22 protein-coding genes are annotated in these 23,050 nt (G+C 43.1%); 14 read left to right on the plus strand and 8 right to left on the minus strand.

Features of this window, described 5'->3' with window-relative positions; translation table 11 throughout:
* Nucleotides 1-39: 39 nt before the first annotated feature.
* The 3 genes from recQ to CRO17_RS17415 form a co-directional block, all read right to left on the minus strand.
* Entirely contained in the window at nt 40-2,157 is a 2,118-nt protein-coding gene (gene recQ, locus CRO17_RS02930; protein WP_097039084.1) for a DNA helicase RecQ, read from the minus strand.
* A 115-nt stretch (nt 2,158-2,272) separates the two neighbouring features.
* Nucleotides 2,273-3,604, minus strand: coding sequence for a hemolysin family protein (locus CRO17_RS02935; protein WP_097039086.1), 1,332 nt, complete (start codon nt 3,602-3,604; stop codon nt 2,273-2,275).
* Nucleotides 3,605-3,725: 121 nt separating this feature from the next.
* On the minus strand, nt 3,726-3,905 hold the full coding sequence (locus CRO17_RS17415) for an SE1832 family protein (protein WP_179636789.1): 180 nt from the start codon (nt 3,903-3,905) through the stop codon (nt 3,726-3,728).
* Nucleotides 3,906-3,967: 62 nt separating this feature from the next.
* Between CRO17_RS17415 and CRO17_RS02940 the strand changes: the two genes are divergently transcribed.
* Nucleotides 3,968-4,807 (plus strand): GNAT family N-acetyltransferase, encoded by an 840-nt coding sequence (locus tag CRO17_RS02940; RefSeq protein WP_179636791.1) that lies wholly within the window; start codon nt 3,968-3,970, stop codon nt 4,805-4,807.
* A gap of 38 nt (nt 4,808-4,845) precedes the next feature.
* Here CRO17_RS02940 and CRO17_RS02945 read toward each other — a convergent pair whose 3' ends face one another.
* The 3 genes from CRO17_RS02945 to CRO17_RS02955 form a co-directional block, all read right to left on the minus strand.
* A complete protein-coding gene (locus CRO17_RS02945; RefSeq protein ID WP_097039090.1) occupies nt 4,846-5,907 on the minus strand; it encodes a bifunctional 3-deoxy-7-phosphoheptulonate synthase/chorismate mutase in 1,062 nt (353 codons plus the stop codon).
* Between the two features lie 317 nt (nt 5,908-6,224).
* Nucleotides 6,225-7,427 (minus strand): MFS transporter, encoded by a 1,203-nt coding sequence (locus CRO17_RS02950; RefSeq protein WP_097039092.1) that lies wholly within the window; start codon nt 7,425-7,427, stop codon nt 6,225-6,227.
* An 11-nt stretch (nt 7,428-7,438) separates the two neighbouring features.
* Entirely contained in the window at nt 7,439-8,524 is a 1,086-nt protein-coding gene (locus CRO17_RS02955; RefSeq protein WP_097039094.1) for an AI-2E family transporter, read from the minus strand.
* Between the two features lie 175 nt (nt 8,525-8,699).
* Between CRO17_RS02955 and CRO17_RS02960 the strand changes: the two genes are divergently transcribed.
* The 6 genes from CRO17_RS02960 to CRO17_RS02985 all read left to right on the plus strand — a co-directional run bounded on the left by CRO17_RS02960 (nt 8,700) and on the right by CRO17_RS02985 (nt 15,102).
* On the plus strand, nt 8,700-10,418 hold the full coding sequence (locus tag CRO17_RS02960) for a phospho-sugar mutase (protein WP_097039096.1): 1,719 nt from the start codon (nt 8,700-8,702) through the stop codon (nt 10,416-10,418).
* Between the two features lie 258 nt (nt 10,419-10,676).
* The gene (locus CRO17_RS02965) at nt 10,677-11,465 is read left to right on the plus strand and encodes a TerC family protein (protein ID WP_097039098.1); all 789 of its coding nucleotides are present in this window, start codon (nt 10,677-10,679) and stop codon (nt 11,463-11,465) included.
* 119 nt (nt 11,466-11,584) lie between these two features.
* Entirely contained in the window at nt 11,585-12,040 is a 456-nt protein-coding gene (locus CRO17_RS02970; RefSeq protein WP_097039100.1) for an OsmC family protein, read from the plus strand.
* A 35-nt stretch (nt 12,041-12,075) separates the two neighbouring features.
* Nucleotides 12,076-12,489 (plus strand): Fur family transcriptional regulator, encoded by a 414-nt coding sequence (locus CRO17_RS02975; protein ID WP_097039102.1) that lies wholly within the window; start codon nt 12,076-12,078, stop codon nt 12,487-12,489.
* A gap of 110 nt (nt 12,490-12,599) precedes the next feature.
* Complete coding sequence (locus tag CRO17_RS02980; RefSeq protein WP_097039104.1) at nt 12,600-13,664, plus strand: metal ABC transporter solute-binding protein, Zn/Mn family; 1,065 nt, start codon at nt 12,600-12,602, stop codon at nt 13,662-13,664.
* 193 nt (nt 13,665-13,857) lie between these two features.
* On the plus strand, nt 13,858-15,102 hold the full coding sequence (locus tag CRO17_RS02985; protein ID WP_097039106.1) for an aminopeptidase: 1,245 nt from the start codon (nt 13,858-13,860) through the stop codon (nt 15,100-15,102).
* On the opposite strand, the gene ligD is transcribed toward CRO17_RS02985, so the two are convergent.
* Complete coding sequence (gene ligD, locus CRO17_RS02990) at nt 15,103-16,887, minus strand: DNA ligase D (RefSeq protein WP_097039108.1); 1,785 nt, start codon at nt 16,885-16,887, stop codon at nt 15,103-15,105.
* A gap of 95 nt (nt 16,888-16,982) precedes the next feature.
* Here ligD and ku point away from each other — a divergent pair, with 95 nt between their 5' ends.
* Both ku and CRO17_RS03000 read left to right on the plus strand, forming a co-directional pair.
* Nucleotides 16,983-17,831 (plus strand): non-homologous end joining protein Ku, encoded by an 849-nt coding sequence (gene ku / locus CRO17_RS02995; protein ID WP_097039110.1) that lies wholly within the window; start codon nt 16,983-16,985, stop codon nt 17,829-17,831.
* Between the two features lie 151 nt (nt 17,832-17,982).
* Nucleotides 17,983-18,942 (plus strand): acyltransferase family protein, encoded by a 960-nt coding sequence (locus CRO17_RS03000; RefSeq protein WP_097039113.1) that lies wholly within the window; start codon nt 17,983-17,985, stop codon nt 18,940-18,942.
* 87 nt (nt 18,943-19,029) lie between these two features.
* On the opposite strand, the gene CRO17_RS03005 is transcribed toward CRO17_RS03000, so the two are convergent.
* Nucleotides 19,030-19,767, minus strand: coding sequence for an AraC family transcriptional regulator (locus CRO17_RS03005; protein ID WP_097039115.1), 738 nt, complete (start codon nt 19,765-19,767; stop codon nt 19,030-19,032).
* Between the two features lie 215 nt (nt 19,768-19,982).
* Here CRO17_RS03005 and CRO17_RS03010 point away from each other — a divergent pair, with 215 nt between their 5' ends.
* From CRO17_RS03010 to CRO17_RS03025, 5 genes are all read left to right on the plus strand, one after another.
* Nucleotides 19,983-21,632, plus strand: coding sequence for an ABC1 kinase family protein (locus CRO17_RS03010; protein ID WP_097039117.1), 1,650 nt, complete (start codon nt 19,983-19,985; stop codon nt 21,630-21,632).
* Between the two features lie 2 nt (nt 21,633-21,634).
* A complete protein-coding gene (locus CRO17_RS03015) occupies nt 21,635-21,940 on the plus strand; it encodes a phasin family protein (protein ID WP_097039120.1) in 306 nt (101 codons plus the stop codon).
* Between the two features lie 114 nt (nt 21,941-22,054).
* Nucleotides 22,055-22,195 (plus strand): hypothetical protein, encoded by a 141-nt coding sequence (locus CRO17_RS17420; protein WP_179106500.1) that lies wholly within the window; start codon nt 22,055-22,057, stop codon nt 22,193-22,195.
* A 152-nt stretch (nt 22,196-22,347) separates the two neighbouring features.
* Nucleotides 22,348-22,650, plus strand: coding sequence for a YwdI family protein (locus CRO17_RS03020; protein ID WP_097039122.1), 303 nt, complete (start codon nt 22,348-22,350; stop codon nt 22,648-22,650).
* A 15-nt stretch (nt 22,651-22,665) separates the two neighbouring features.
* Nucleotides 22,666-23,034: a DUF423 domain-containing protein gene (locus CRO17_RS03025; RefSeq protein ID WP_097039124.1), complete on the plus strand. Its 369-nt coding sequence runs from the start codon at nt 22,666-22,668 to the stop codon at nt 23,032-23,034.
* Nucleotides 23,035-23,050 lie beyond the last annotated feature (16 nt).

The following is a 23,050-nucleotide window of genomic DNA, read 5'->3' on the forward strand; positions in this document are numbered from 1 at the left end:
AAAAAAGGATTACGGCTTTGCAGCCAGTAATCCTTTTTCTTATTCTAATATGCCGTTATGCACCAGCACAGCGCGAATAGCATGGTAGTCACAAGGCACGTCCATTTGTTCCTTGATTTCCCGCAGCCTGGGAAGTTCGTCATGCTGCTTCAGCACATCCAATACTGCTGTCTCTTGTTCTTCTGAAAAGAACTGCTCTAAATCAAGTGCTTTTCCGTCAGCATATGCTTTAAATAAATGATTGCTCACTGTCAGCGGAGTCAGATCTCTGTCTTTTGCAATATCATCCAAAGAGCTTCCTCGTTCAAATGCCTCATAGCTGATCAAATGACTTGGTGTATCTTGCTTTTCTTGCAGCAAAGGCTTTTTCGTTTGTACTGGAACTGTCTGTGATTGTTCGTATTGAACAAGTACCTGGAGGAATTGCTCGCCATACTGTTCCATCCGTCTCTCTCCAATCCCCTTAATCTCCAGCATTTCCTGCTCACTATGCGGTACAAACCGGCATAGCTCCTTTAGTGCGGCATCCGAGAAAATGACGTATGGCGGCAGACCTTCTGCTAGAGCGAGCTCCTTGCGCAATTGCCGCAGTTCCTCGAACAGTGTCTCATCGTAATCTGCTTCCGCAGTATCCGTAGCTTTGACGATCTGCATCATCACTTTCTTTTCACCTTTCAGAATGCGTACCGCCTCATCTGTTAGAGTTAATACCGGATACTTATCATCCGTCGGAGCAAGAATCATTTCAGCTGAAAGATAATGAATGAATTGGGTAATGTCCTTTTCGGTGCGGTTTTTCATAATCCCATACGTAGAAAGGGTTTCGAGACCAAACTGTTTGATGCGTTTGTCTTTCGATCCTTTTAACACTTTAGCTACGAGCACGGCACCAAAGCGCTCGTTCATACGTTTCACACAAGATAGAACCATCTGTGCTTCCTTCGTCATATCTGTTTTCTCAAACTCATTCAGGCAGTTGCTGCAGCGGCCGCAATCCTCTGGAATATGAGGGTCTTTAAAGTAATTCAGCATATATGTTTGCAGGCAGGACTGTGTATGACAGTAATTCATCATTTGCTGGAGCTTCTGATATTCGGCTTGCGTATCGGAAGCTGAATTCTCAATTAAGAACTTCAGCAAATGAACGTCTTGGCCAGAGAAGAGAAGCACACAATCACTTGGCTCACCATCACGGCCGGCACGGCCGGCTTCTTGATAATAAGCTTCCATGTTCATCGGCAGCGCATAGTGCAGCACATAGCGCACGTTACTTTTATCAATGCCCATTCCAAATGCGTTTGTTGCTACCATAACACTTACTTCATCTTGAATGAAGGAGGATTGTGCTGCCTGACGATCGGCTTCACTCATACCGGCGTGGTATTTAGCAGTCTTTACACCTTGGCGGTTGAGAAATTGAAAAAGCCGATCAACCAGTTTTCTAGTTGGCGCATAAATAATACCCGTTTCGTGCTTTCGTTTCTGAATGAAATCAAAGATATATCGTTCTTTATCTGCTCCTTTTACTACTTGAAAACGCAGATTCTCTCGCGCGAACCCGGTACGCACAGTGTGATCCTCATCGATTTGCAGAAGTCTTTTAATATCGTCTGCAACTTGGGGTGTTGCTGTTGCAGTGAGGGCCATAACCGGAGGCCTCTCTGGCAGCTTATCTAGAATAGAAACCGCAGAGCGGTAGCTTGGCCGAAAATCATGCCCCCACTGCGAAATACAATGGGCTTCATCGAATGCAACCAAGCTGATCGAGAGGTGGCGTATCGTTTGCAGAAAGCGCGGATTTTCCAAACGCTCCGGCGCTACATAAAGAAACGTAAATGCGCCGTGTTCCGCTTGCTGCATCGTCCATTCCATTTCGGCAGCTTCTAGCGTGCTGTTAACATAAGCAGCGGGTATATTCATGGCTGTCAGCGCGTCAACTTGATCCTTCATCAAGGAAATAAGGGGGGAGATAATTAAAGCAGTCCCTTGGTTTAATAAAGCCGGCACTTGATAGCAGATTGATTTACCTCCGCCGGTTGGCATAATTGCTAACGTATTATGATGCTGCATAACATATTCAATTACATCTGCTTGTCCGGTCCGAAAGGTGTCATAGCCATAATAATCTTTTAATATTTGCTGGGCTGTAGCTTCCACGTTCAAAATCCTTTCTTCATTCCTCGTTATGTATAGCATAACATGATTACAGACGAGTCCGCTTTTTAGTTGGAAAATTAAAAAACTGCCCAAATGGAACAGGCAGTTTCGTGTATTATACAGTCGCCTCTGTTGTCGGGCGCTTTAGTTCTATTTTAATTTTCTCCAAGCGATTGTCGCGGACAGATTCGACGGTGAAGAGCATATTTTCATATTCTACTACTGTATCTGCATCCTCATCTGGAATTGATCCGACACGGTCGAGTATGAAACCTGCAATCGTATCAAAGTTTGGCACATCGATATCTGTATCGAAGAAATCGTTAAATTCATCAATCTGAAGCGAGCCATTCGCTAAATACGTATTTTCATCAATACGTGTTAACTCGCCTTCAATCTCATCATACTCATCATCAATATCTCCGACAATCTCTTCAATCATATCTTCCATTGTAACAATTCCGGAGAAGCCGCCGTACTCGTCGATTAAGATTGCCAGGTGATTATGAGTTTGCTGCAATTCCTTCAGCAGATCATCAATGTACTTCGTCTCAGGAACAAAATGTGCTTCCCGTAATATCGATTCAAGCCGGACACCGTCAAATCCATGCTCCCGGACTGCTTTGAAATAATCCTTAATGTTCAGTATACCAACGATCGTATCGCTGTCTGTCTGATAGACTGGTATCCTGGAGTACTTTTGTTCAAGCAGAATATCCGCTAATTCATCCGGCGGGGTATCAATGCTGAGTGTAAATGTATCTGTGCGCGGAGTCATAATTTCACGGGCGATTTTATCGTCAAGGTCAAATACACCTTTAATCATTCCAAATTCATCCGCATTCAAAATTCCTTCTTCCTGACCCGTCTGCGCTAGAAGCTTAATCTCTTCACGGGAGACTTTCTCAGCTTCCGCATTGTTTCCTACTCGTGTTATTTTAACGAGCATATTCGTGGAAAAGGATAGGAATTTCACGAACGGCATTGCGAGCCTGCTAATAAATAGTATCGGTGTAACAGAGAATCGAGCTATCTTCTCCGCGTTTTGAAGGGCAACCCTTTTAGGGAACAACTCACCAAATACAAGTGTCACATATGACAGCAATATTGTAATGACTACAACACTGATTTGCTGTGCATAAGGTATATCTCCCAGCACCCCAGCAAACCGATCGGCCAGACCAGTAGCGGCAGAGGCACTGGAGAAGAACCCTGCCAGTGTAATACCAACCTGAATCGTCGCAATGAACTTGCTTGGATCCGCGATTAGTTTCTCTAGCATTGCTGCTTTTTTGTCGCCATTATCCGCTTGCTGTGAGATGCGGTTTTTATTCAGTGATACCAGAGCAATTTCTGCTGCTGCAAAAAATGCATTCAGTGCAGTTAAGATACCAATCAATACAAGCTGGAGTATAACTGGACTCCCAGGATCATCCGGACTATTCATGTTTAAAATCTCTCCCTTTAATAAACGCAAAAAATGCGTATCTATAATATAGATTATACGCTTTTTCTAATAACAATCCAAAACCTTTGCATGTATTGTAGTATATCCGTCAAATTGGGAATTATTCCAAGCTTCGCAGCTGCTGCCGAAGGGTTTTGATCTCCTTTTCCATCTGCTCTAACTGCTTTTCCATATGTGATGCACCGGCTCCGCTTGCAGACAGCTTATCAGCATCTGCTGAAACACTGCTGTATGTCATTTTTAGTTCGGCTAATCTTGCTTCCAAATCATGTTTGTTCATATGATCACCTCTACACTAACAATAGGAATAATAATCCAATGCGTCAAGCGGGAGGGGAGACAATGCGTTTTATTCAAGAACACGATGCAAGTCGCCTGTTAGCAGCAGTCGAATCTCAGTTCGTACAGCACGAGGCAGAAAACAATTTACTGCTAGGGCTTTTGAGCAGAATAGGAGATGGGGAGGATATGGGAGCATCTTTTGGATATGGAGAACAAGATGGAGAAATTAGGACAGTTTTTCTGCATACGAAGGGCGAGCGTCTCATTCTTTCGCACGGATGGTTGTGGCAAGAAACCGATGCAGAGCGGCTGGCGCAATTTGTTCAAACTTTATCGCCAGATCTTCCGGGTGTCATTGGTCCAATCGTACAAGCCAAACAATTTGCACGTGCTTGGCAGCAGCTGAGCGGGAAACAGACAGAGCTGCATATGAACCAGTTTATTTATCAGCTGGAATATGTAAAGGATACAGGAAATGCAAAAGGAAAAATACAAGCAGCACGTCCTGCTGACTTCAGCCTGTTGCGTGATTGGCTCTTACAATTTGGTAAAGAATTGGGTGAAAAGGGAATAGAAGAGCGAGCAGATAGGATAATTGGCAGACTGATTTCACAGCAGAAGATGTACATGTGGACGGTAGATGGCCAAACTGTCAGCATGGCTGGATGTTCCAGAGAAAGCAGGAATGGTAGTGTGATCAATGCGGTCTATACACCTCGAAAATATCGGCAGAAAGGGTACGCACAAGCACTAGTCGGACAATTGTCAGCTAAATTGCTCCAAGATGGAAAGCGTTTCTGCTGTTTGTTTACTGATGCCGAGAATGATGGTCCGAATAAGCTCTATCAAAGAATCGGATATAAGCGGGTGGCAGAAAGCTGCGCAATCGATTTTAAATAAACAAGGACCGTCCCAAATTGGTGACGGTCCCTGCTGTTTTAAATCTTGCCTTGGAAGCTGGCAAGCTCATTATAGAATGTGTCGAATGTTGGAAGATCCATTTGCTGTCCTGCATCAGATAGCGCAGCAGCTGGATTCGGATGTACTTCTGCCATGACACCGTCTGCTCCAACAGCTAAAGCTGCTTTTGCACAAGGCAGCATGATGTCTTTTCTGCCAGTAGAGTGCGTGACATCGACCATGACAGGAAGATGTGTCTCTTGCTTCAGAATCGGAACAGCAGAGATGTCAAGCGTATTGCGTGTTGCTGTCTCATATGTGCGGATACCGCGTTCGCAAAGGATAATCTGTCCGTTTCCTTCTGAATTTACATATTCAGCAGCAGCGATAAATTCTGCAATTGTTCCGGATAATGCGCGTTTGAGCAGAACTGGTTTGTTCGTACGACCCGCTTCTTTCAGCAATTCAAAGTTTTGGGCGTTGCGAGCACCGATTTGAATGACATCGACGTAATCAAGTGCTTTTTCGATATCATGCGGCGTTACAATTTCACTAATAACGGCCAGGTCGTATTCATTTGCTGCACGCTTTAGAATCTCCAAGCCATCCACGCCTAATCCTTGGAAGTCGTATGGAGATGTACGTGGCTTGAAGGCCCCGCCGCGAAGCAATTTCAGTCCTTTATTTTTTAAGGATTCTGCTACAGTGGCTACCTGGTCGTAGCTTTCGACAGAACAAGGGCCGAAAACAAAGCTGGCTTTACCAGTTCCGATTTTTTCACCTTTCAAATCAATAACGGTGTCTTCATTCTTATAAGCGCGGGAAACGAGCATTGGCCGCTTGCTTGCCTCTTCTTCATCTTTGGTTTTTGCCTGCATAACTGCCTTAAAGATAGCGTCCATCGCAGCATCTCCAAGCATGCCAGATTCATTCTGTGCTTTCAGTTCTGCAAGCAGCAGTTTTTCTGTTTCGCTGCGCTCACTCTCGGGAAGATCCTTCAGCTGCTGCCTCAAGCTTGCTTGTTCGTTCAACAATTTCAACAGCTCAAAATGTGTTTGTTCATACTGCTTCTTCAGCTCCAAAACATTTGTTGTCTGCATAAATAGATCCTCCTTATAAGTATAAAATAGCCTAAACTGACTTTCATTAGCCCATCCAGTCAGAACCAGTTATCATGCCTGCATTGTATTCCAATTTCCCGAAGAATTTGTTGCAAACTGCTTTCGTACTGATACGGGTTAATGAAAAACTTGAGCATCAACATTGTTAACTGGAATTGAATCAATGTTGAAAATATTATCCCTATACTACATGCTTTTATAAATAAATACAAATGAAAGCCCAAAGTATGCAGAAAAAAGGACGATAATACCAGATACCCTTTTATTAATACTTATAGAAAGTTACAGCATAATATTTATGTTTTTTTTACATGAAGTTTCTGCTTATCCCTGCGCCGTTTGGCGAGGTAATCCAGCAGCGTAAACAGGAATACCATTAAAAACAGGAAACTCGACAGTTGGAACAAAGTAGCTGTCGAAACATACTGATGAAAGATACCGAGAATAACAGCGCTTAATCCAATGCCAAAATCAATAGATGAATAGTACATGCCATTTGCAATACCGCTTCTTTCCACATCCGTCTTTGAAATCGTCCAAGCCTGCAGGGCGGGAATCATTGACCCATAGCCAATTCCAAATAAAGCTCCGGATAAAATGAAGTACCAATTGGCTGTTGCCATACTAAGAATCCACATTGCGATAAAGGCAACGATGGCACAACCCATGATCAACAGCCAAGGACCTTTTGCGTCGAATAAGCGTCCTGTAAACGGTCTGCTGATTGTCGCACATAATGCATTAGTCAAATAAAAGAGGAATGTTCCGGTAAGCTGCTGTTCTTCTCCGAATAAGACAAGATACGTAACGATAGAACCGTACCCGAAAGATGTGAAGAATGTGATGAGTACAGGATAAGCGCTTTTCTTCTCAATGAGAGAATGAAAGAAAGAAAATGCTGGCGGCTGCGCTTGGTTGCGGGCTAGAGTATCAGGTTCTGCGTATCGGGTAAGCGCCAAAAACAGAAAAGCAACAATGCCAAGCAAGATAGATACAGTAATAAGCGTGCGGAAGCTGTAATTTTGATATAGGTAAATACCGATACTTGGCGCTATAATCATTCCAATCGTGATGGAAAGGCCAAAGTACCCCATTCCTTCACCGACTCGTTTTCTTGGTATCAAGTCGACAGCAGCGGTTCCATTGGTTGTAGTACTCCATCCCCAGGCTGCGCCATGCAGAAAGCGAAAGATTAACAGAAGTGTGACAATTTGAGTGAAAGGATAAAGAATTGTACAAACGAGGAGCAGGAAGGAGCCGATTAAAATCAGCATCTTCCGTTTCTTCGTTAGTAAGACATGCCCAATAAAAGGGCGAATCAAGATGGCTGCAATGGAAAATGTTGTGGTTACCAGCCCGACCTGTAAACTGCTGCCGCCGATGGAAGCAATATAAGGCGGCAAATTTGGCAGCAGCATTTGAAAACTCATAAAAGTGAACAGATTGCCAAGTAAGAGGAAAATGAAAGCCTTCGTCCATAAAGGAGGCTGCGTTGGCATGTGGTGTCCTCCTATTCTGCCTGAGCAGATTCTTTATTCATTCTAGAATTGACCCATTCATTATAGAAGTGAGTAATAATCGTCTTGCAAACGGCGTAAAAAGGAATAACAAACAACAGACCGAGGAAGCCGGCGACACTTCCTGCAGCTAATATAAGTGTGATGACAGTTAATGGATGAATGCTAAGCGCTTTACCCATGACATTTGGAGAAATTAAGTTTCCTTCAATTTGCTGCGCAATCAGCATAACAATAGCTGCTAGAATTGCCAGTTTTGGTTCTTGGAAGAAAGCGACCAGAATCGCTGGTACAGCTGCTAAATAAGGCCCGAGAAACGGAATGACATTGAACACGAGACCGATAACGGCGAGTGTCAACGCATACTCTAAGCCAATAATCCAATAGCCAATGAAGAGCATGGTGCCTACACATAAACTAACAATTAGCTGGCCTTGAATGAATGATGCCAGCGTGTGATTGATTTCTTCTAACAGTTTCTTTACACTTGCTCCTTTTTTCTTATCAAAGAATTTTGTTACAAATGGAATCAATTTATCCCCATCTTTAAGCATAAAGAATAAGAAAAAGGGTACAAGAACCAGGGTGAACAAGAAGCTCACCAGGCTAGAAATAAAGCCAATCAGATAACCGGGAATATCCTGTAATTTGGATTGCAAATCACTGGCATAGTTCTGAATCGAGTTATCCACTTCATCTGGCAAAGAAGAGTGGTTGTTCTGCCAATAATCAACTAGTTCTGTAAGTTGGTTCGTAATGGCGGGAATGTTGTTTACAAGTGACTGGTATTGATTCTGAACAATCGAGCCTGCATATTCGTAGACAAGATAACCCAAACCAATGAGCAGCAGGAATATTGTCAGGATGGCCACCCACTTAGGGAAGCGGATTTTCTCTAGCAGGAGCACGAGCGGCTTTGTAATGTAAAAAAGCAGGCCAGCTGCGATCATAGGAAATGCAATTGCGCTTATGTAAGTAAATAGCGGCTGAAAAATAAAATTGACTTTCGCAATTAAGAGAATAAGTGTGAAAGTCAGAACCGCGGCGACTAAGCCTTGAAACCATTTTTTCTGTGTCAATGTAAATCAGTACCTTTCCGTGTTTAGTGATATAGCTTAGCATAGCATAGCAGGGCCGTATCGTAACCATTTACACAAAGGATTTGTTAAATTTCCAGTAAGGTGGGATTACGCGCCAATTCCAAGGCGGAATGTGGTAGGATATGACTATACTTATTTTCAGGAGGAAGCATATATGGTATGGCAAGATACATACAAGAAGTGGAGTACCTTTGAATCACTTGATCCAAAATATAAAGAGGAGCTTGAAAATCTCGCAAATGATGAAACTGCTTTAGAAGATGCGTTCTATAAAGAGCTTACATTTGGTACAGGCGGTATGCGCGGTGTGTTAGGAGCAGGCACGAACCGCATGAATATCTATACTGTCCGCAAAGCCGTGGAAGGTTTGGCTGTCTATTTAGAAGACAATATTACAGATTATAAAGACCGCGGTGTAGCAGTTGCTTATGATTCTCGTTACATGTCAGCAGAATTTGCAGACGAAACTGCTCGTGTGCTCGGCGCGCACGGAATTCGTGCTCATGTGTTTGAATCTTTACGTCCGACACCGCTATTATCTTTCGCTGTTCGCCATCTGAAGGCAGCTGCAGGTATAATGATTACAGCCAGTCACAATCCGCCGGAATATAACGGTTTTAAAGTGTATAACGAAGATGGGGGTCAGATTCCTCCTGAACAAGCCGAAGCAATCATTGGCGAAATAGCAAAAGTAGAAGATGAACTAGCAGTGGAAGCAGCTGATTTAGAGACAATCCGCAGTAATGGACTGCTGCATGTAATCGGAGAAGATGTGGACAACGCTTATTTAAAAGAATTGAAAACAATCTCCAACATGTCGGATTCTGCAGAAGAGCAGTTGGACAAACTGCAAATTGTTTTCACGCCTTTACATGGTACATCGCATGATTCTGTTCTTCGGGGATTGGACCAGTTAGGGTTCCAGCATGTTCATGTGGTCAAAGAACAAGCGCAGCCGGATCCGGAGTTCTCCACTGTGGAATCGCCAAATCCGGAGGAACACCAAGCCTTCGCTCTTGCGATGGAACAAGGTAAAGAAATTGGTGCTGATGTGCTCATCGGAACAGATCCAGATGCGGATCGTCTAGGTGTGGCAGTTCAAGATGGAAAAGGTGCTTATCAGGTGCTGACAGGTAATCAGCTCGGTACACTAATGCTTGATTATGTGCTTACCAATGCATCCGAAGAGGACTTGCGTAATGGGAAACTAGTGAAGACGATTGTAACAACGGAAATGGGCCGCGCGGTAGCAGCGTCTTACGGTGTTGATACAATTGACACGCTTACTGGTTTCAAATACATTGGAGAAAAGATCAAGCAGTTTGAATCAACATCCGATAAATTCCTATTTGGTTATGAAGAAAGCTACGGCTATTTAATCGGTGACTTTGTTCGTGACAAAGATGCAGTGCAAGCAGCAATGATCGCTTGTGAAATGACTGCCCATTGGCGTGCCCAAGGCAAGACACTTCTAGAAGCGCTGCATGTCTTATATGAGAAGCATGGTTTCTTCCTGGAAGATCTGCATTCGATTACGTTAAAAGGAAAAGACGGAGCGGCTAAGATTGCCGGCATGATGGATGCTGTTCGTGCTGATACACCAAAAGAGTTAGGCGGCTTGAAGGTGCTTGCAGTAGAAGACTATGCAACACAAACACGTCATAATCTTGATTTCGGCAGCGATGAGAAGCTGACACTGCCGAAAGAAAATGTAATCAAGCTATTCCTTGAAAAAGAGAGCTGGGTATGTCTGCGTCCATCTGGAACGGAACCGAAAATTAAGAGCTATTATGGCGTCAGCAGCACAAGCTATGACAGCAGCTTAGAACTGCTGGAGCAGCTTAAAGCAGACCTTTCGAAGTACTTGCAGTAATAGTTGACTTTAATGGAGATTTCAACTACACTGAATTTGTGATAAGCGCAATTTGCTTTTAAAGGGGAGTAGCTACACAATAAAGTCGTCATTCCGAGAGAAATCTCCGGCTTTATTGGCAACTCAGACGTTGTTAGCGAGACCTTTACCTTCTTGGTAAAGGTCTCGCTTTTTTTTATGAAAAAGTGTTAAGCCTTTGTCAAGAAGGGGTATGATTGCAAGGAATATCGCATACTAAACTAAAAGGAGCTTAACTACATGGATGCACAATTACTTTTTGAGTATGGATGGGTGCTGATTGTCCTTGTCGGACTGGAAGGGATTCTTGCCGCGGATAACGCATTAGTACTCGCGATCATGGTAAGGCATTTACCGGAAGATCAACGAAAAAAAGCGCTATTTTATGGACTAGTAGGGGCGTTCATTCTTCGCTTCGCTTCTCTGTTTGTCATTTCCTTCCTTGTCGATGTATGGCAGGTACAAGCGATTGGTGCAGCGTATCTGTTATTTATTTCTATCAAGAACTTGTATGATAAATTTAGTGCGAAAAATGATGATGTTGCGAATAAGAAGCCAAAGAAGGAAAGTGGCTTCTGGATGACTGTTTTTAAAGTAGAACTTGCTGACTTAGCATTCGCTGTCGATTCCATTCTAGCAGCTGTGGCACTTGCAGTAGCACTTCCTCCAACAGGGTGGGGAAATGTCGGCAGCTTGGATACCGGACAGTTTGCTGTTGTTTTAGCGGGTGGTATGATTGGTATCATTATTATGCGTTTTGCAGCGAATGTGTTTGTGGACCTGCTTCATACACGACCAGCTTTGGAAGTTGCCGCATTTATCATCGTCGGATGGGTAGGTGTGAAGTTAGTCGTTAGTACACTAGCCCACGATGCCTTAGGCGTATTGCCGCATGACTTCGCGCACTCCACTACATGGAAGCTCATCTTCTACGGCGTGCTTGTTGCGATTGCAGTTATCGGCTGGATTGTCTCCGGCAAGAACAAAGTGGAGCATAAGCAAGAAGATTCCACGGAAGGAACAGAATAATGCAACGAAAGACCCTTCTGCTATTATGGCAGAAGGGTTTTTTTAATCAGACATTTTGTCTTTCTACCACAGAAGCGTTAAAATAAAAGAAAGATATGATAAAGAAAGGGATGCAGACCATGTCAGAACATCATTTTCATTTAGCAGCAGCTTGGCCAGGAGGAAGAAACAGCTCTGGTACAATAGAAGCAGGAAATCTAAAGACGGAAATTAGTATTCCGCCTGAGATGGGTGGTCCTGGCATTGGTACAAATCCGGATGAAATGCTGCTCGGTGCAGCAGCCACTTGCTATATCATTACCTTGGCAGCGATGATAGAACGAGCGGATCTGCCGCTTTCTTCCATGAAGCTGGAGTCAGAGGGCATTGTTGACGAAACAAATGGTGTTATAACATATAAACAGATTATTCATAGACCGACTGTCTATTTAAAGGCAGAAGCCACAGATAAGCAATTTCAGATGCTGGAAAGACTGGCCGTGAAAGCAGAAGAAAGCTGTATGATTACAAGGGCAATTAAAGGAAATGTGGAAGTGAGTCTGGAAGCTGATTTAAACATCGAGCAAACTTCCTGACAAAGCTTTACTTTACAATAAAGGACGGAAAGCGTATGAATAGTGAACGTGCGATGCATATTCTGAAAGAGAATGGCTTTAAACAGACAAAGCAGCGCGAAAAACTGTTGGATATATTTCAAGAGCGGTCCCAGTACTCCGCGGTAAACGATCTTTGGAAGGACTTTCGAGAAGATTTTCCAAGTGCCAGTTACGACACCGTATACCGCAATCTATATACGATGGCTGAGCTCGGTATTTTGGAGATGACAACAATTAATGGAGATAAGCATTTCCGTTACCACTGCAATGTAGAAGGCCATCATCACCACTTTATCTGTAAGCAGTGCGGTATAACAAAAGCAATTGATGTTTGTCCGATAGCTGATGTGCAGACCGAACTGCCGGGTGGTTATACGATAGAAAATCATAGTTTCGAAGTGTATGGTGTATGTCCTGCCTGTCAATAATCTATTGATAGGCAGTTTTTTTTGAAACAAACGTAACCATTACTGTTTACAAATAGTAATGGTTACGATATAATCTCGAATAGAGTTTATCACGCAACGGGAGGATTATTATGTTAAAGAAATCATTATTTGCTATTAGTACCGCTCTCGTGCTTGTTTTACTTGCAGCTTGCTCGGATAGCGGCAGTCAAGACAGCGCAGAAGAAGGTAAGATGAAGATTTATACGACTATCTATCCAATTCAATATTTTACGGAGCAGATCGGCGGTGACCAAGTTGAAGTGGAATCTGTGCTTCCCCCTGGAAGTGATGCACACAGCTTCGAACCAACATCCAATCAGCTTGTCAACATCGCAAAAGCTAATGCATTTCTTTATTCCAGTGACGAACTGGAAACATATGCCGGAACAATAGCTGATGCAATTGGTGATGAAGATGTGACCATTAAGCAATTGGCAGGAGACATTAGTCTGCTTCCATTTGACGAAGAGCACGATCACAGCCATGAAGAAGCAGCAGAAGAAGAGCACGACCACAGCCATGAAGAAGCAACAGAAGAAGAGCATGATCACAGCCATGAAGAAGCAGCAGAAGAAGAGCACGACCACAGCCATGAAGAAGCAGCAGAAGAAGCACACAACCATGGCAGCGTCGACCCGCACTACTGGCTAGATCCAGAGCGCGCAAAACAAATGGCCGAGAATATAAAAGATACACTTGTTGAGTTGGATTCTGACAACAAAGCTGCTTACGAAGAGAACTATACAGAGGTAGCTCAAAAACTGGACAAACTTAATGAGAAGTTCCAGCAAACTGTCGAAGGCAAGGAAAATAAGAAAATCATCGTTTCTCATGCTGCTTACGGATATTGGGAAGACCGTTATGGTATTGAACAGATCGCCATCACTGGTTTGTCTCCTACCAATGAACCTTCTCAGCAGGAATTAGAAAATATTATTCATACAGCAGAAGATAACAAGTTGAATTACGTTTTATTTGAGCAAAATGTATCGCCGAAAGTAGCAACTATCGTACAAGATGAGATTAATGCGGATGTTTTGCGTATTCATAACTTGGAAACAATCACGGACGAGGAAGTTAATGACGGAGAAGATTATTTCAGTCTGATGAATAATAATATAGAGACACTGGAGCAAGCATTGACAAATAAATAAACCTGAATGCTAGTAGCTTATAAAAAATCTGAACGATGAAGAGAATAAATGAATTCTCTTAAGTTCAGATTTTTTTTCCTCTATAAAAAGAACCGAATATCCGAGCAGGACGTAAACCGCTTTAGTTTTATGTTTCGTGAATATTCTAATTTTAAGGTATACTAGTGAAATAGATGTTATTGGAGGGGTACATATGAAGAAATTTGAAGAACAATTGCAGCAATTTGCTGAGCTGGCTATCCAAACTGGAGTCAATTTGCAAAAAGGACAAGGCTTGCTGCTTGTTGCACCGATAGAAGCCGTTCGATTCGTCCGGATGGTATCCGAAGAAGCGTACAAGGCAGGAGCTAAAGATGTACATACAGAATGGATTGATGAAGAGCTAGTCGTACAGCGCTATACACATGCTCCGCTAGAAGCGCTTGAAAATGTGCCAGCTTGGAAATTCCACGGCCGCAATGAAATGGTGAAAGATAATTATGCTGTTTTGAACATTATAGGAGAAAATCCGGATCTTTTGGAAAAAGTGGATGGAGAAAAGGTTTCTGCCTACATGAAGTCAGCGGGTAAAGGCCTGACGCCATATCGTGAATTTATGATGAAAGACAAAATGCAGTGGTCCATTGTTGCTTACCCAACTGTAGCTTGGTCCAAAAAAGTATTTCCGGATAAACCGGTTGAAGAAGCACAAGAAGCCATGATGGAAGAAATTTTACGAATCAGCCGTGTGACAGGAAACGAAGACCCGAATGCAGCTTGGAAGGCACACAACGCACAGCTTCATATAGCAGCGGAATATCTAAATAAACAGCAGTTTTCAAAGCTGATTTATAAAGCAAAAGGAACGGACTTGTCAATTGAGCTTCCGAAAGGCCATATTTGGAGCGGCGGTTCGGGTCCAACTGAAGCAGGTGTTGATTTTAATGCCAACATCCCGACAGAAGAAGTCTTTACAATGCCGCACAAAAATGGCGTGAATGGCACTGTATCCAGTACACTTCCATACAATTTTAACGGCCAGCTGATTGAGGATTTCGAGCTGACTTTTAAAGACGGTGAAGTGGTGGATTACAAAGCGAAAAAAGGCCAAGAAGCACTGAAAAACCTTCTCGAAGCGGATGCTGGTGCAAAGCGTCTTGGTGAAGTGGCATTAGTACCGCATAAATCACCTGTTTCACAATCAGGGTTAATCTTCTACAATACACTGTTTGATGAGAATGCGTCCTGCCACCTTGCTTTAGGAAAGGCTTATCCGACTTGTATTAAAGGCGGCAATGACATGACAGCAGCTGAGTTAGATGCTGCAGGAGTGAATGACAGCATCATGCACGAAGACTTCATGATCGGATCTGCTGATCTGGACATTGACGGCGTGAAGGAAGATGGAACAGTTGTAGCAGTCTTTCGTAAAGGTGCCTGGGCATTCGAATTTAAATAATCACACCAGCTGCAAAATAGAATCCAGCTTTTGGCTGTTCCGCACTTCTCCATAAGAAGTGAAGGGACAGCCTTTTTGCCGTATCCGCTCCTGAACAGTATCAATAGTAAAGTGTTGCAGGGATAAACCATCTTTCACCTCTTCCCAAAATAAAGGGGCGCTAACGGTTCCGGCGCTGCGCTTTCTGGCAGTGTATGGCACAGGAAGTGTTTTTCCTTTTCCAAATTGTACATAATCAATATACAAACGCTCATGACGGTTCTTTTTCATTCTTTCAATAGTAAAAAGATCAGGATGCTGCTGTACGAGCAATCTGGCTAGTGCTTCGGTAAAGGTACCTGCCTGCTCATAGGTGAGCTGGTTTTCAGGCAGCGGAATAAACAGCTGCAGGCCGCTGCTGCCTGACGTTTTGATAAACGTATGCAGCTCCATCTGATCAAGCCACTCTTTCAGCAAATTGGCAGCTTTAATAGCCAGCGGAAGTGCATCATCTGTAGGTGGGTCTAAGTCGATTGCGATCTCACACGGATAGTCATTGCCGATATAATGGAAAGGTGCATGAAATTCAATGCTGCCGTGATTGGCGAACCAAATTAAGCTCTGCAAATCAGGGCACTGCAGTGTTTTTGTTTCAGGAATGAAGTCTGGTGCGTAATCCGGCCTGTGCTTTTGATAAAAAAATTCTGCCTCTACACCATCTGGGCAGCGGATAACGGTCAGTTCTCGATTTACCATATGGGGAAGCATGAAAGGAGCAACCGTTCGGATATACAAAAGGTAACGCAGCTTCTCAATGTTTGCTTGTTCCCAATAAAGCTTATCCAGCTTGCTCAATTCCACCGACTTTGGAAACTGTGCCAGGTCTAAATTTGCTTGCTGAACGGTACACTCAGAAGCAGCTGTTTGCGGAGACAAACCTTGAAAACGAGGCTCACGCAGTTCGTCATCTGCCTGTCCTAAACAATGAATTTTTGCGCAGATCGCTGGCGGAAGCGTGAGGAGATTATTTGCTGTTTTTCCATTTTCTTTGAAAAACGCGGTTAGTGTGTTCCGCTCTTTATCTTCGAGTCCGTGCTTACATTTACCAATCGGTACAAATTTCCCTTCATCATCAGACAGCTGGGCATGGAAATAGTCATTCTCTGTATCATAAGCTGTCAATACGGCTGAAATGGTCCGCCAATTTTTGATTTTGTACCAGTCATGATGTTGTTTTCCAGCTTTGTACGTACTCACAGACCGTTTCGCTATCATGCCTTCTCCTTGATGCAGCACAACATCGTGAAATAATGCTTCCGGATTAAGTGAAGAGTCAACAAAACGGATAGCGGCTGGCTGCACACGGAAACGTTCTATTAGTTCCCGAAGTGCTTGTTTCCGCGCAGACAGTCGGCGCTTCTCTTGTTTTTTTCCGCTGTCGATTAGTAAATCAAATGCCATTAAAACGGCAGGCCGTTTGGATGCAGTTTGCTGGATGCGATCTGCCGCTTTCATTCTTCCGCGTGTCTGCAGCAAACTGAAATCTCCACTAAGTTTGTTTTTCGGTATAATTAATTCCCCATCAATGGAGAAGGGAATATGTTTTTGAACTAGCTGTTTTTGCTTCTCACAGTACAAAATCACCTCTGGAAATTGTGCAGCTAAGTCAACACCATTTTTACTTGTCAGTCGGATGTGATCATCTGTTACCGTTAACACGGCTCGAAACCCATCATACTTCACTTCATAAATCCATTCCTCGCCAACAGGATAGGCGTCCCGGTAAATCGGCTTCATCACCTGCATCGTATCGCGCTCCTTTTGTTCTAGTTTGAGAACATTGCCTCAGAATTAAACATGCTTCTATCGCACAAACTAGCCAAAAAAGGAGGAAACAGATCATGCATACGATGTGGAAAGGAACAATCAGCTTCGGGCTAGTAAATATTCCTGTCAAAATGCATGCTGCTACGGAAAATAAAGATGTGAAACTGCGGCAGCTGCATAAAGCGTGTAAGACGCCGGTCAAATATGAAAAAGTCTGTCCGCATTGCGAGAAAGAACTGGAAACAGACGATATTGTGAAAGCTTACGAATACACGAAAAATAAATTTGTTGTGCTGGATGAAGACGAACTTAAGGCTTTGCAAAAAGAGCAGGAAGATAAGGCAGTGGAGATTGTTGACTTTGTCAGTCTAGAGGAAATTGATCCCATTTATTTTGAACGCTGCTATTATTTATCACCAAATGAAGGCGGAGCGAAAGCGTACAGCTTACTCCGTAAAGCGCTGGAGGAGACAGGAAGAATTGGGGTTGCCTCGATGGTCATACGCTCCAAACAACAGCTGGCTGTTATCCGCGTGTACAAAAATGTACTAGTTGTAGAGACAATCCATTATCCAGATGAAGTCCGCAATGTAGCAGATGTACCGAATATTCCTGCTGAAGATGCGGTTGCTGATAAAGAGCTGAAAACAGCCAAGCTGCTCATTGACCAACTGACCGCAACTTTTGATCCTGAGAAATACAACGATGATTATCGCGAAGCTTTGCTTGATTTGATTCAATCTAAGCGAGACCATGAAGAAGTTCACATCCCAACGACGAAAAAGCAGCCGAGCAATGTAACAAATTTGATGGATGCGCTGCAAGCTTCATTGGATAAAGCGAAAAAAGATAAACCCGCAGCGAAAAAGACGACCAAGAAAAAAACGACAACCAGAGCAAAGAAGAAGCCAGAGGCTGGATAATTCTTCCCCTTTCATTACACACAGGTTGCGGGTATGACAGCGGTTTAACAGCTTGCTTACAAGTGGATGAAGAATCAGTATAGGTGCTTTCATTCCTGACTTTTGCTCCGTATGATGAAACCATACAAGCAGGAAAAAGGAAGCGATAAGTATGGAACGTGACGTATATTTTGATAATGCAAGATGGCTTATGATTACGTTAGTCGTATTCGGACACTTGATTCAGCCATATCAGAATATGATAGTTCTGCAAACAAGCTATACATGGATTTACACCTTTCATATGCCTGTTTTCATATTTCTGGCTGGATTCTTTGCCAAAGGAATGGGACACAAAGCAGCAATTGAGAAGCTTGTAAAAAAACTGCTGCTGCCATACTTGTTTTTCCAAGTCATTTATACAATGTTTTATTATGCAATTGGCAAAGAAGGCTGGCTGCAGTCCGTACTGATTCCGCAATGGGCACTGTGGTTCTTGCTCAGCTTATTTTGCTGGCACATGCTGCTGATTCCATTCAAGTATATAAGACCGCTCACAGGCATTCCGCTGGCTGTCTTAATCGGTGTGGCGGCAGGTTATGTTGATACAATTGGATCAGAATTCAGTCTATCCCGCACCTTCGTGTTCTTTCCGTTTTTCTTAATCGGCTATTGGGCGACAAAAGACCAGCTCGCAGTCCTCCGACGTATGCCGATTCGGTTTGGAGCTGGTTTTGTCCTAATTTCAACAGCTATCGTCTTGTATCACTTTCCTAATTTGTCGACAGGGTGGCTGCTAGGCTCAAAATCATTTGCAGAAATAGGTGCCGATGAATCAGGAGGTTTGATTCGCATACTTATTTATGTCATATCAGCAGTGATGATGGCAAGTGTGCTGTCCCTAATTCCAGCAAAAGAAACACCTTTTTCAAAGTACGGACAGCGTACCTTATACGTCTATCTATTGCATGGCTTTGCTATTCAATATATCCGTGCAGAAGACATATTCGAAGTCAGCAACACACTTGATATCTTAGGACTTCTATTCGTCACTTTCAGCATCGTATGGGTCCTTTCTCAGCGTTGGATTCTCCGTATTTGGAAGCCGTTAATTGAACTGAAGAGCCCATGAGGCAGCGAAAGATATGGGAACCAATAAAAAAGTCCGAACTATAATCAAACTCTAAAGCAGAATTTGACTTAGTTCGGACTTTTTTATTCAGCTTGGGCGTGCATCTCTGAATTGTTTCGGCGTCATTGATGTATAAAACTTAAACTGTGCAGTGAAATAGCTTTGATTGCAGAAGTTGAATTTCTTCGCCAAATCTGCGATGGACTGACTCGTATGGAGAAGGAAATATTTTGCTTCCTCAATCTTCTTCTGATTAATAAACTGGACAGTAGATACACCCACTTCTTTCTTAAACAGATGAGAAAGATAACTTGGATTCACATTGCAATGAGAACTGATTGCTTGCAAACTAAGATCCTCGAGGATGTGTGACTGGATATACGCAATCGCTTCATTGATGATATTGGAATACTGTGTGGCTCTGCTTCTGTGCAGTCCTTCAATAAAACGAACGAGCATATCATACTCTAATTCGGAGAGTTCCTCTTCGGTCTGGCAGTTTTCAATTTCCAGCATATAGGTCATGTTTAAATTGGAGGCAACTTCCTGTGATGCACCTCCTCTGAGAATAGCTCGTGTGTATAACGTGCAGATACTGATCAATTGGTTTTTAGCAGAACGTAACGGCTGAAAGGCATACTTCGGGCGCTCTGAAGTGGATAAGCTTTCAATTATGGATAATGCCTCCGTAAGATTACCGTCGGATACCGCCTCCATCAGCTGATTTTCAAGCAAGTATGAAGGGTACAGATATTGCTTTGTTGACTTCACATCTTCCGCGGGACGTCTTTCGGGCAGAACAGCATTTTTAGATATGCTAGACATACTATACCTCCGTTAAGGTTTATTGGATTTATCATCAGTCGTATATATCAACATTGTAAGCGTTTTCCGTGAAAAAATAAACTGTTTTAATAAAAAATATTTATAAAACTTTAATTATTAGGTTTTATGAGACATTGCGTGGTTAATAGACAATTAAGGAAAAGAGTCGCTATAATAGTAAGAAAGAAGGCAATTGTCAGAAAAGGAGGTGTGCCATGCGTGTCAGATCCACCCGACGTATTTTAAGTATCGTATGGATGGTAATCCGTTTTATGCTTCAGATTTATAAATTTTACCTGCTGCACAGCCGGGTGTGGGATGAACAAGACAAACAGGAATGGGAAGCATTACTGACGAAACAGGCAAAAGAATATCGAAAGAATGCAGAAAAGATGGGAGGCTTACTCGTTAAGCTCGGTCAGTTCCTGAGCTCGCGTGCCGATTTGCTGCCCAAGGTTTTTATTCGGGAGATGGAAGGACTGGTCGACCGAGTGAAAGCAACACCATTTACATATTCGGAAGCTATATTGCGAAAGGAACTGGGCAGCCGTTATGAATTGGAAATTCAGCATCTCAATCCGCATGCTGTTGCTTCCGCTTCCATAGGGGAAGTATACGAAGCTTATTTAAAGAATGGCAAGAAAATAGCTGTTAAAGTACAGCGTCACAATGTAAGAGAAATCTTTCACCAGGACTTTAAGGCATTGCGTATTGTTTTCTTTCTGCTTCGTAAGTTAACAAGTATCGGCAAGAAGTCGGATTTGAAGGCGCTCTACACGGAAGTGGTCACAATCATCAGCAGGGAATTGGATTTTCGGAAAGAATTAGAGCATGCAAATTATTTTAGGAAAAGACTGCAAGATAATCCGGATATCATAGTGCCCACATACTATCCAGAGTTTTGTACAGGAAGAGTACTGGTTATGGATTGGGTGGAAGGACGGAAAGTGACAGATACGGATTATTTGGATGCACAGAAGATTTCCCGTGAACAAGTTGCGCAAAAGTTATTTACTTTCTTTTCAGATCAATTCTTGAACAGCGGTACGTTTCATGCAGATCCTCATGCCGGTAACATTATGATACAGCCTGACGGGAAGATTGTGCTGCTTGATTTCGGTATGGTAGGAGAAATCAAGTCCTCCGATACAGACTATTTACGAGAGGCAATTCAAGGGATTGTGCTTGATGACTATGATGCTGTTATTCAAGCGCTTTACAAAATGGAGTTCTTGCTACCGTCAGCTGATACAGATAAAGTAAAGCGAATCATTCGCAAGACAGTTGAGTTATACAAAGGCGGGCAGCTGGATGTAGGAGATACGGATTCTTTCCTGCAGCTGATGGAAGAATTGCAAACGGTTGTGAAGGAACAGCCAATCCAATTGCCGGCAGATTTTGCGTTCTTAGGCAGAGCGGTCTCTTTAGCCATTGGTCTAGTCGCCGTCATACACCCTCAAGCAGACCTCGTAGAATGGGGAAAGCCCGTTATTCTGCGCTGGATGCGCGGATCAAAACGGCATCGATCTATTTATACTGGTATTCTCGCCAATTCTCTCCGCCCATTTTTGTCGATGCCCAGAGCAGTTGTCGACTGGCTGACGGATGGAGAAAAGCAGCGGAGCTGGGAGCGGGATAAGCAAAAGAATCAATTGCTGCACCAATTCTATTTCTTCTATACGGTTCTGCTTCTAGCCTTGACTGCTGGATCCGTATACACAGGTATTCAAGGGATTATACATCATACGCTATGGCTGCTGCTCGTTGGATTTATCCTTACATTCATTTTCTTTGGATTGTGGCTGATTTTATTTATCAAGCATGTTCTGATGCTTCGTTCCATAAATAAGACTAGGAGGTTATAAATATGGCAGATTTATTACGAAAAGGGTTTCTTTTAGGTGTGGGTGCGGCGTTAACTGGGAAAGAAGTTCTCGATTCTAAATTGAAGGAGCTTGTATCAAAAGGAGAGATATCTCCTCAGCAAGCGAAGGATTTGATACAGCGCTTTGTCGAAAAAGGGGAAGCGAAATCCAGTGAGTGGAGCGAGAAGAATCAGGAGAATATGCAAAAGAAAGTGAATGAACTAGGTTTAGCGACAAAAGCGGAGGTAGATGAATTAAAGCAGCGGATTAGTCATTTGGAGCTCCGTTTGCAAAATACCGAAGATTAACAAGATATTTGGCGAATGTTAATTTGTCGTGAATATTTCGAAAACTTGTTGTCAAGCATAGCTTTGTCCTTTAGTATGGAATACAGAGGCTATAACCAGAGGAGGTAATTAGCAATGATTAGCTTTTTATCTTTTGTCGACCAAGTGGAGGAGGAACTTAAGCGCCCTTCCACAGCCACAGAATACGACTTTCTCAAATGGATGCATGAACAATACGTTGCCGAACGGTCCGATATACTGAAACAAGCCCTTTAATAACAAGAAGGTTCGCCATTATGGCGGACTTTTTTTGTTACAAGACAGATGGGGTAAAAAAATGCCGTTTAATTGTGCTGATTTCGTCATTTAATTTTTCATGACCGAATCTGTTATAATGCATATTGAAGTAGACGATGGAGGTGGACGGTTTGTTAAGTGAAAAGGCAGTGCTGCGGCAGATGAAAGAGGAGCTGGAGCGAGCGCTGCAGATGGATGAAGTCCAGAAACAGCGGGAGCATGTACGTGCAGTCCGTTCTATGTGTGATCTGTTTATGCAAGGTGACGCACCAGCTAAAGTACAGATGCCTGAACCTAAACGGTCAGAACCTTCTGACGAGCCCTCAGCAGCAGAGTGGGCAGCGATGACAGGAGAGTGGCCGGTTCAGCAGCCGAAAAAAACATTCGAAGACGATGATGAGGAATCAAACGGCAAGTCATTGTTTGATTTTTAATAAAGGAGCAGAATGATGAAAGCTTTATTACTAGTAGGAGCTATCAGCGGATTTATTACTGTGGCACTTGGCGCATTTGGCGCACATGGTCTGGAAGGCAGATTGTCTGAGAAAGCCATTGCTACATGGGAAAAAGCGGTCCAATATCAAATGTTTCACACGATAGCGATAATTGGTGTCGCGTTATTGCTGCAGAAAATCCAAGCAGGCACGCTGACAACTGCAGGCGGTTTCTTCATAGCAGGTATTTTGCTGTTTTCAGGAACGCTGTACATATACGCTGTCAGCGGAATGACGCTGTTTGCCTTGATCACACCAGTTGGCGGTGTCGCATTCTTAATCGGCTGGATTCTGCTCGGTTATACTGCGATAAAACACTTATAAAGAAAACCCTCTGCCG

The sequence above is a fragment of the Terribacillus aidingensis genome, assembly GCF_900215625.1.
In the GTDB taxonomy this organism is placed as follows: Bacteria; Bacillota; Bacilli; order Bacillales; family Amphibacillaceae; genus Terribacillus; species Terribacillus aidingensis.

Coding starts and splice junctions, on each gene's coding strand:
- CRO17_RS02935 (WP_097039086.1), bottom strand. CDS start 3,604: ATGAATAGTCCGGATGATCCTGGGAGTCCAGTTATACTCCAGCTTGTA.
- CRO17_RS17415 (WP_179636789.1), bottom strand. CDS start 3,905: ATGAACAAACATGATTTGGAAGCAAGATTAGCCGAACTAAAAATGACA.
- CRO17_RS02940 (WP_179636791.1), top strand. CDS start 3,968: ATGCGTTTTATTCAAGAACACGATGCAAGTCGCCTGTTAGCAGCAGTC.
- CRO17_RS02945 (WP_097039090.1), bottom strand. CDS start 5,907: ATGCAGACAACAAATGTTTTGGAGCTGAAGAAGCAGTATGAACAAACA.
- CRO17_RS02950 (WP_097039092.1), bottom strand. CDS start 7,427: ATGCCAACGCAGCCTCCTTTATGGACGAAGGCTTTCATTTTCCTCTTA.
- CRO17_RS02960 (WP_097039096.1), top strand. CDS start 8,700: ATGGTATGGCAAGATACATACAAGAAGTGGAGTACCTTTGAATCACTT.
- CRO17_RS02965 (WP_097039098.1), top strand. CDS start 10,677: ATGGATGCACAATTACTTTTTGAGTATGGATGGGTGCTGATTGTCCTT.
- CRO17_RS02970 (WP_097039100.1), top strand. CDS start 11,585: ATGTCAGAACATCATTTTCATTTAGCAGCAGCTTGGCCAGGAGGAAGA.
- CRO17_RS02975 (WP_097039102.1), top strand. CDS start 12,076: ATGAATAGTGAACGTGCGATGCATATTCTGAAAGAGAATGGCTTTAAA.
- CRO17_RS02980 (WP_097039104.1), top strand. CDS start 12,600: ATGTTAAAGAAATCATTATTTGCTATTAGTACCGCTCTCGTGCTTGTT.
- CRO17_RS02985 (WP_097039106.1), top strand. CDS start 13,858: ATGAAGAAATTTGAAGAACAATTGCAGCAATTTGCTGAGCTGGCTATC.
- ligD (WP_097039108.1), bottom strand. CDS start 16,887: ATGCAGGTGATGAAGCCGATTTACCGGGACGCCTATCCTGTTGGCGAG.
- ku (WP_097039110.1), top strand. CDS start 16,983: ATGCATACGATGTGGAAAGGAACAATCAGCTTCGGGCTAGTAAATATT.
- CRO17_RS03000 (WP_097039113.1), top strand. CDS start 17,983: ATGGAACGTGACGTATATTTTGATAATGCAAGATGGCTTATGATTACG.
- CRO17_RS03005 (WP_097039115.1), bottom strand. CDS start 19,767: ATGTCTAGCATATCTAAAAATGCTGTTCTGCCCGAAAGACGTCCCGCG.
- CRO17_RS03010 (WP_097039117.1), top strand. CDS start 19,983: ATGCGTGTCAGATCCACCCGACGTATTTTAAGTATCGTATGGATGGTA.
- CRO17_RS03015 (WP_097039120.1), top strand. CDS start 21,635: ATGGCAGATTTATTACGAAAAGGGTTTCTTTTAGGTGTGGGTGCGGCG.
- CRO17_RS17420 (WP_179106500.1), top strand. CDS start 22,055: ATGATTAGCTTTTTATCTTTTGTCGACCAAGTGGAGGAGGAACTTAAG.
- CRO17_RS03025 (WP_097039124.1), top strand. CDS start 22,666: ATGAAAGCTTTATTACTAGTAGGAGCTATCAGCGGATTTATTACTGTG.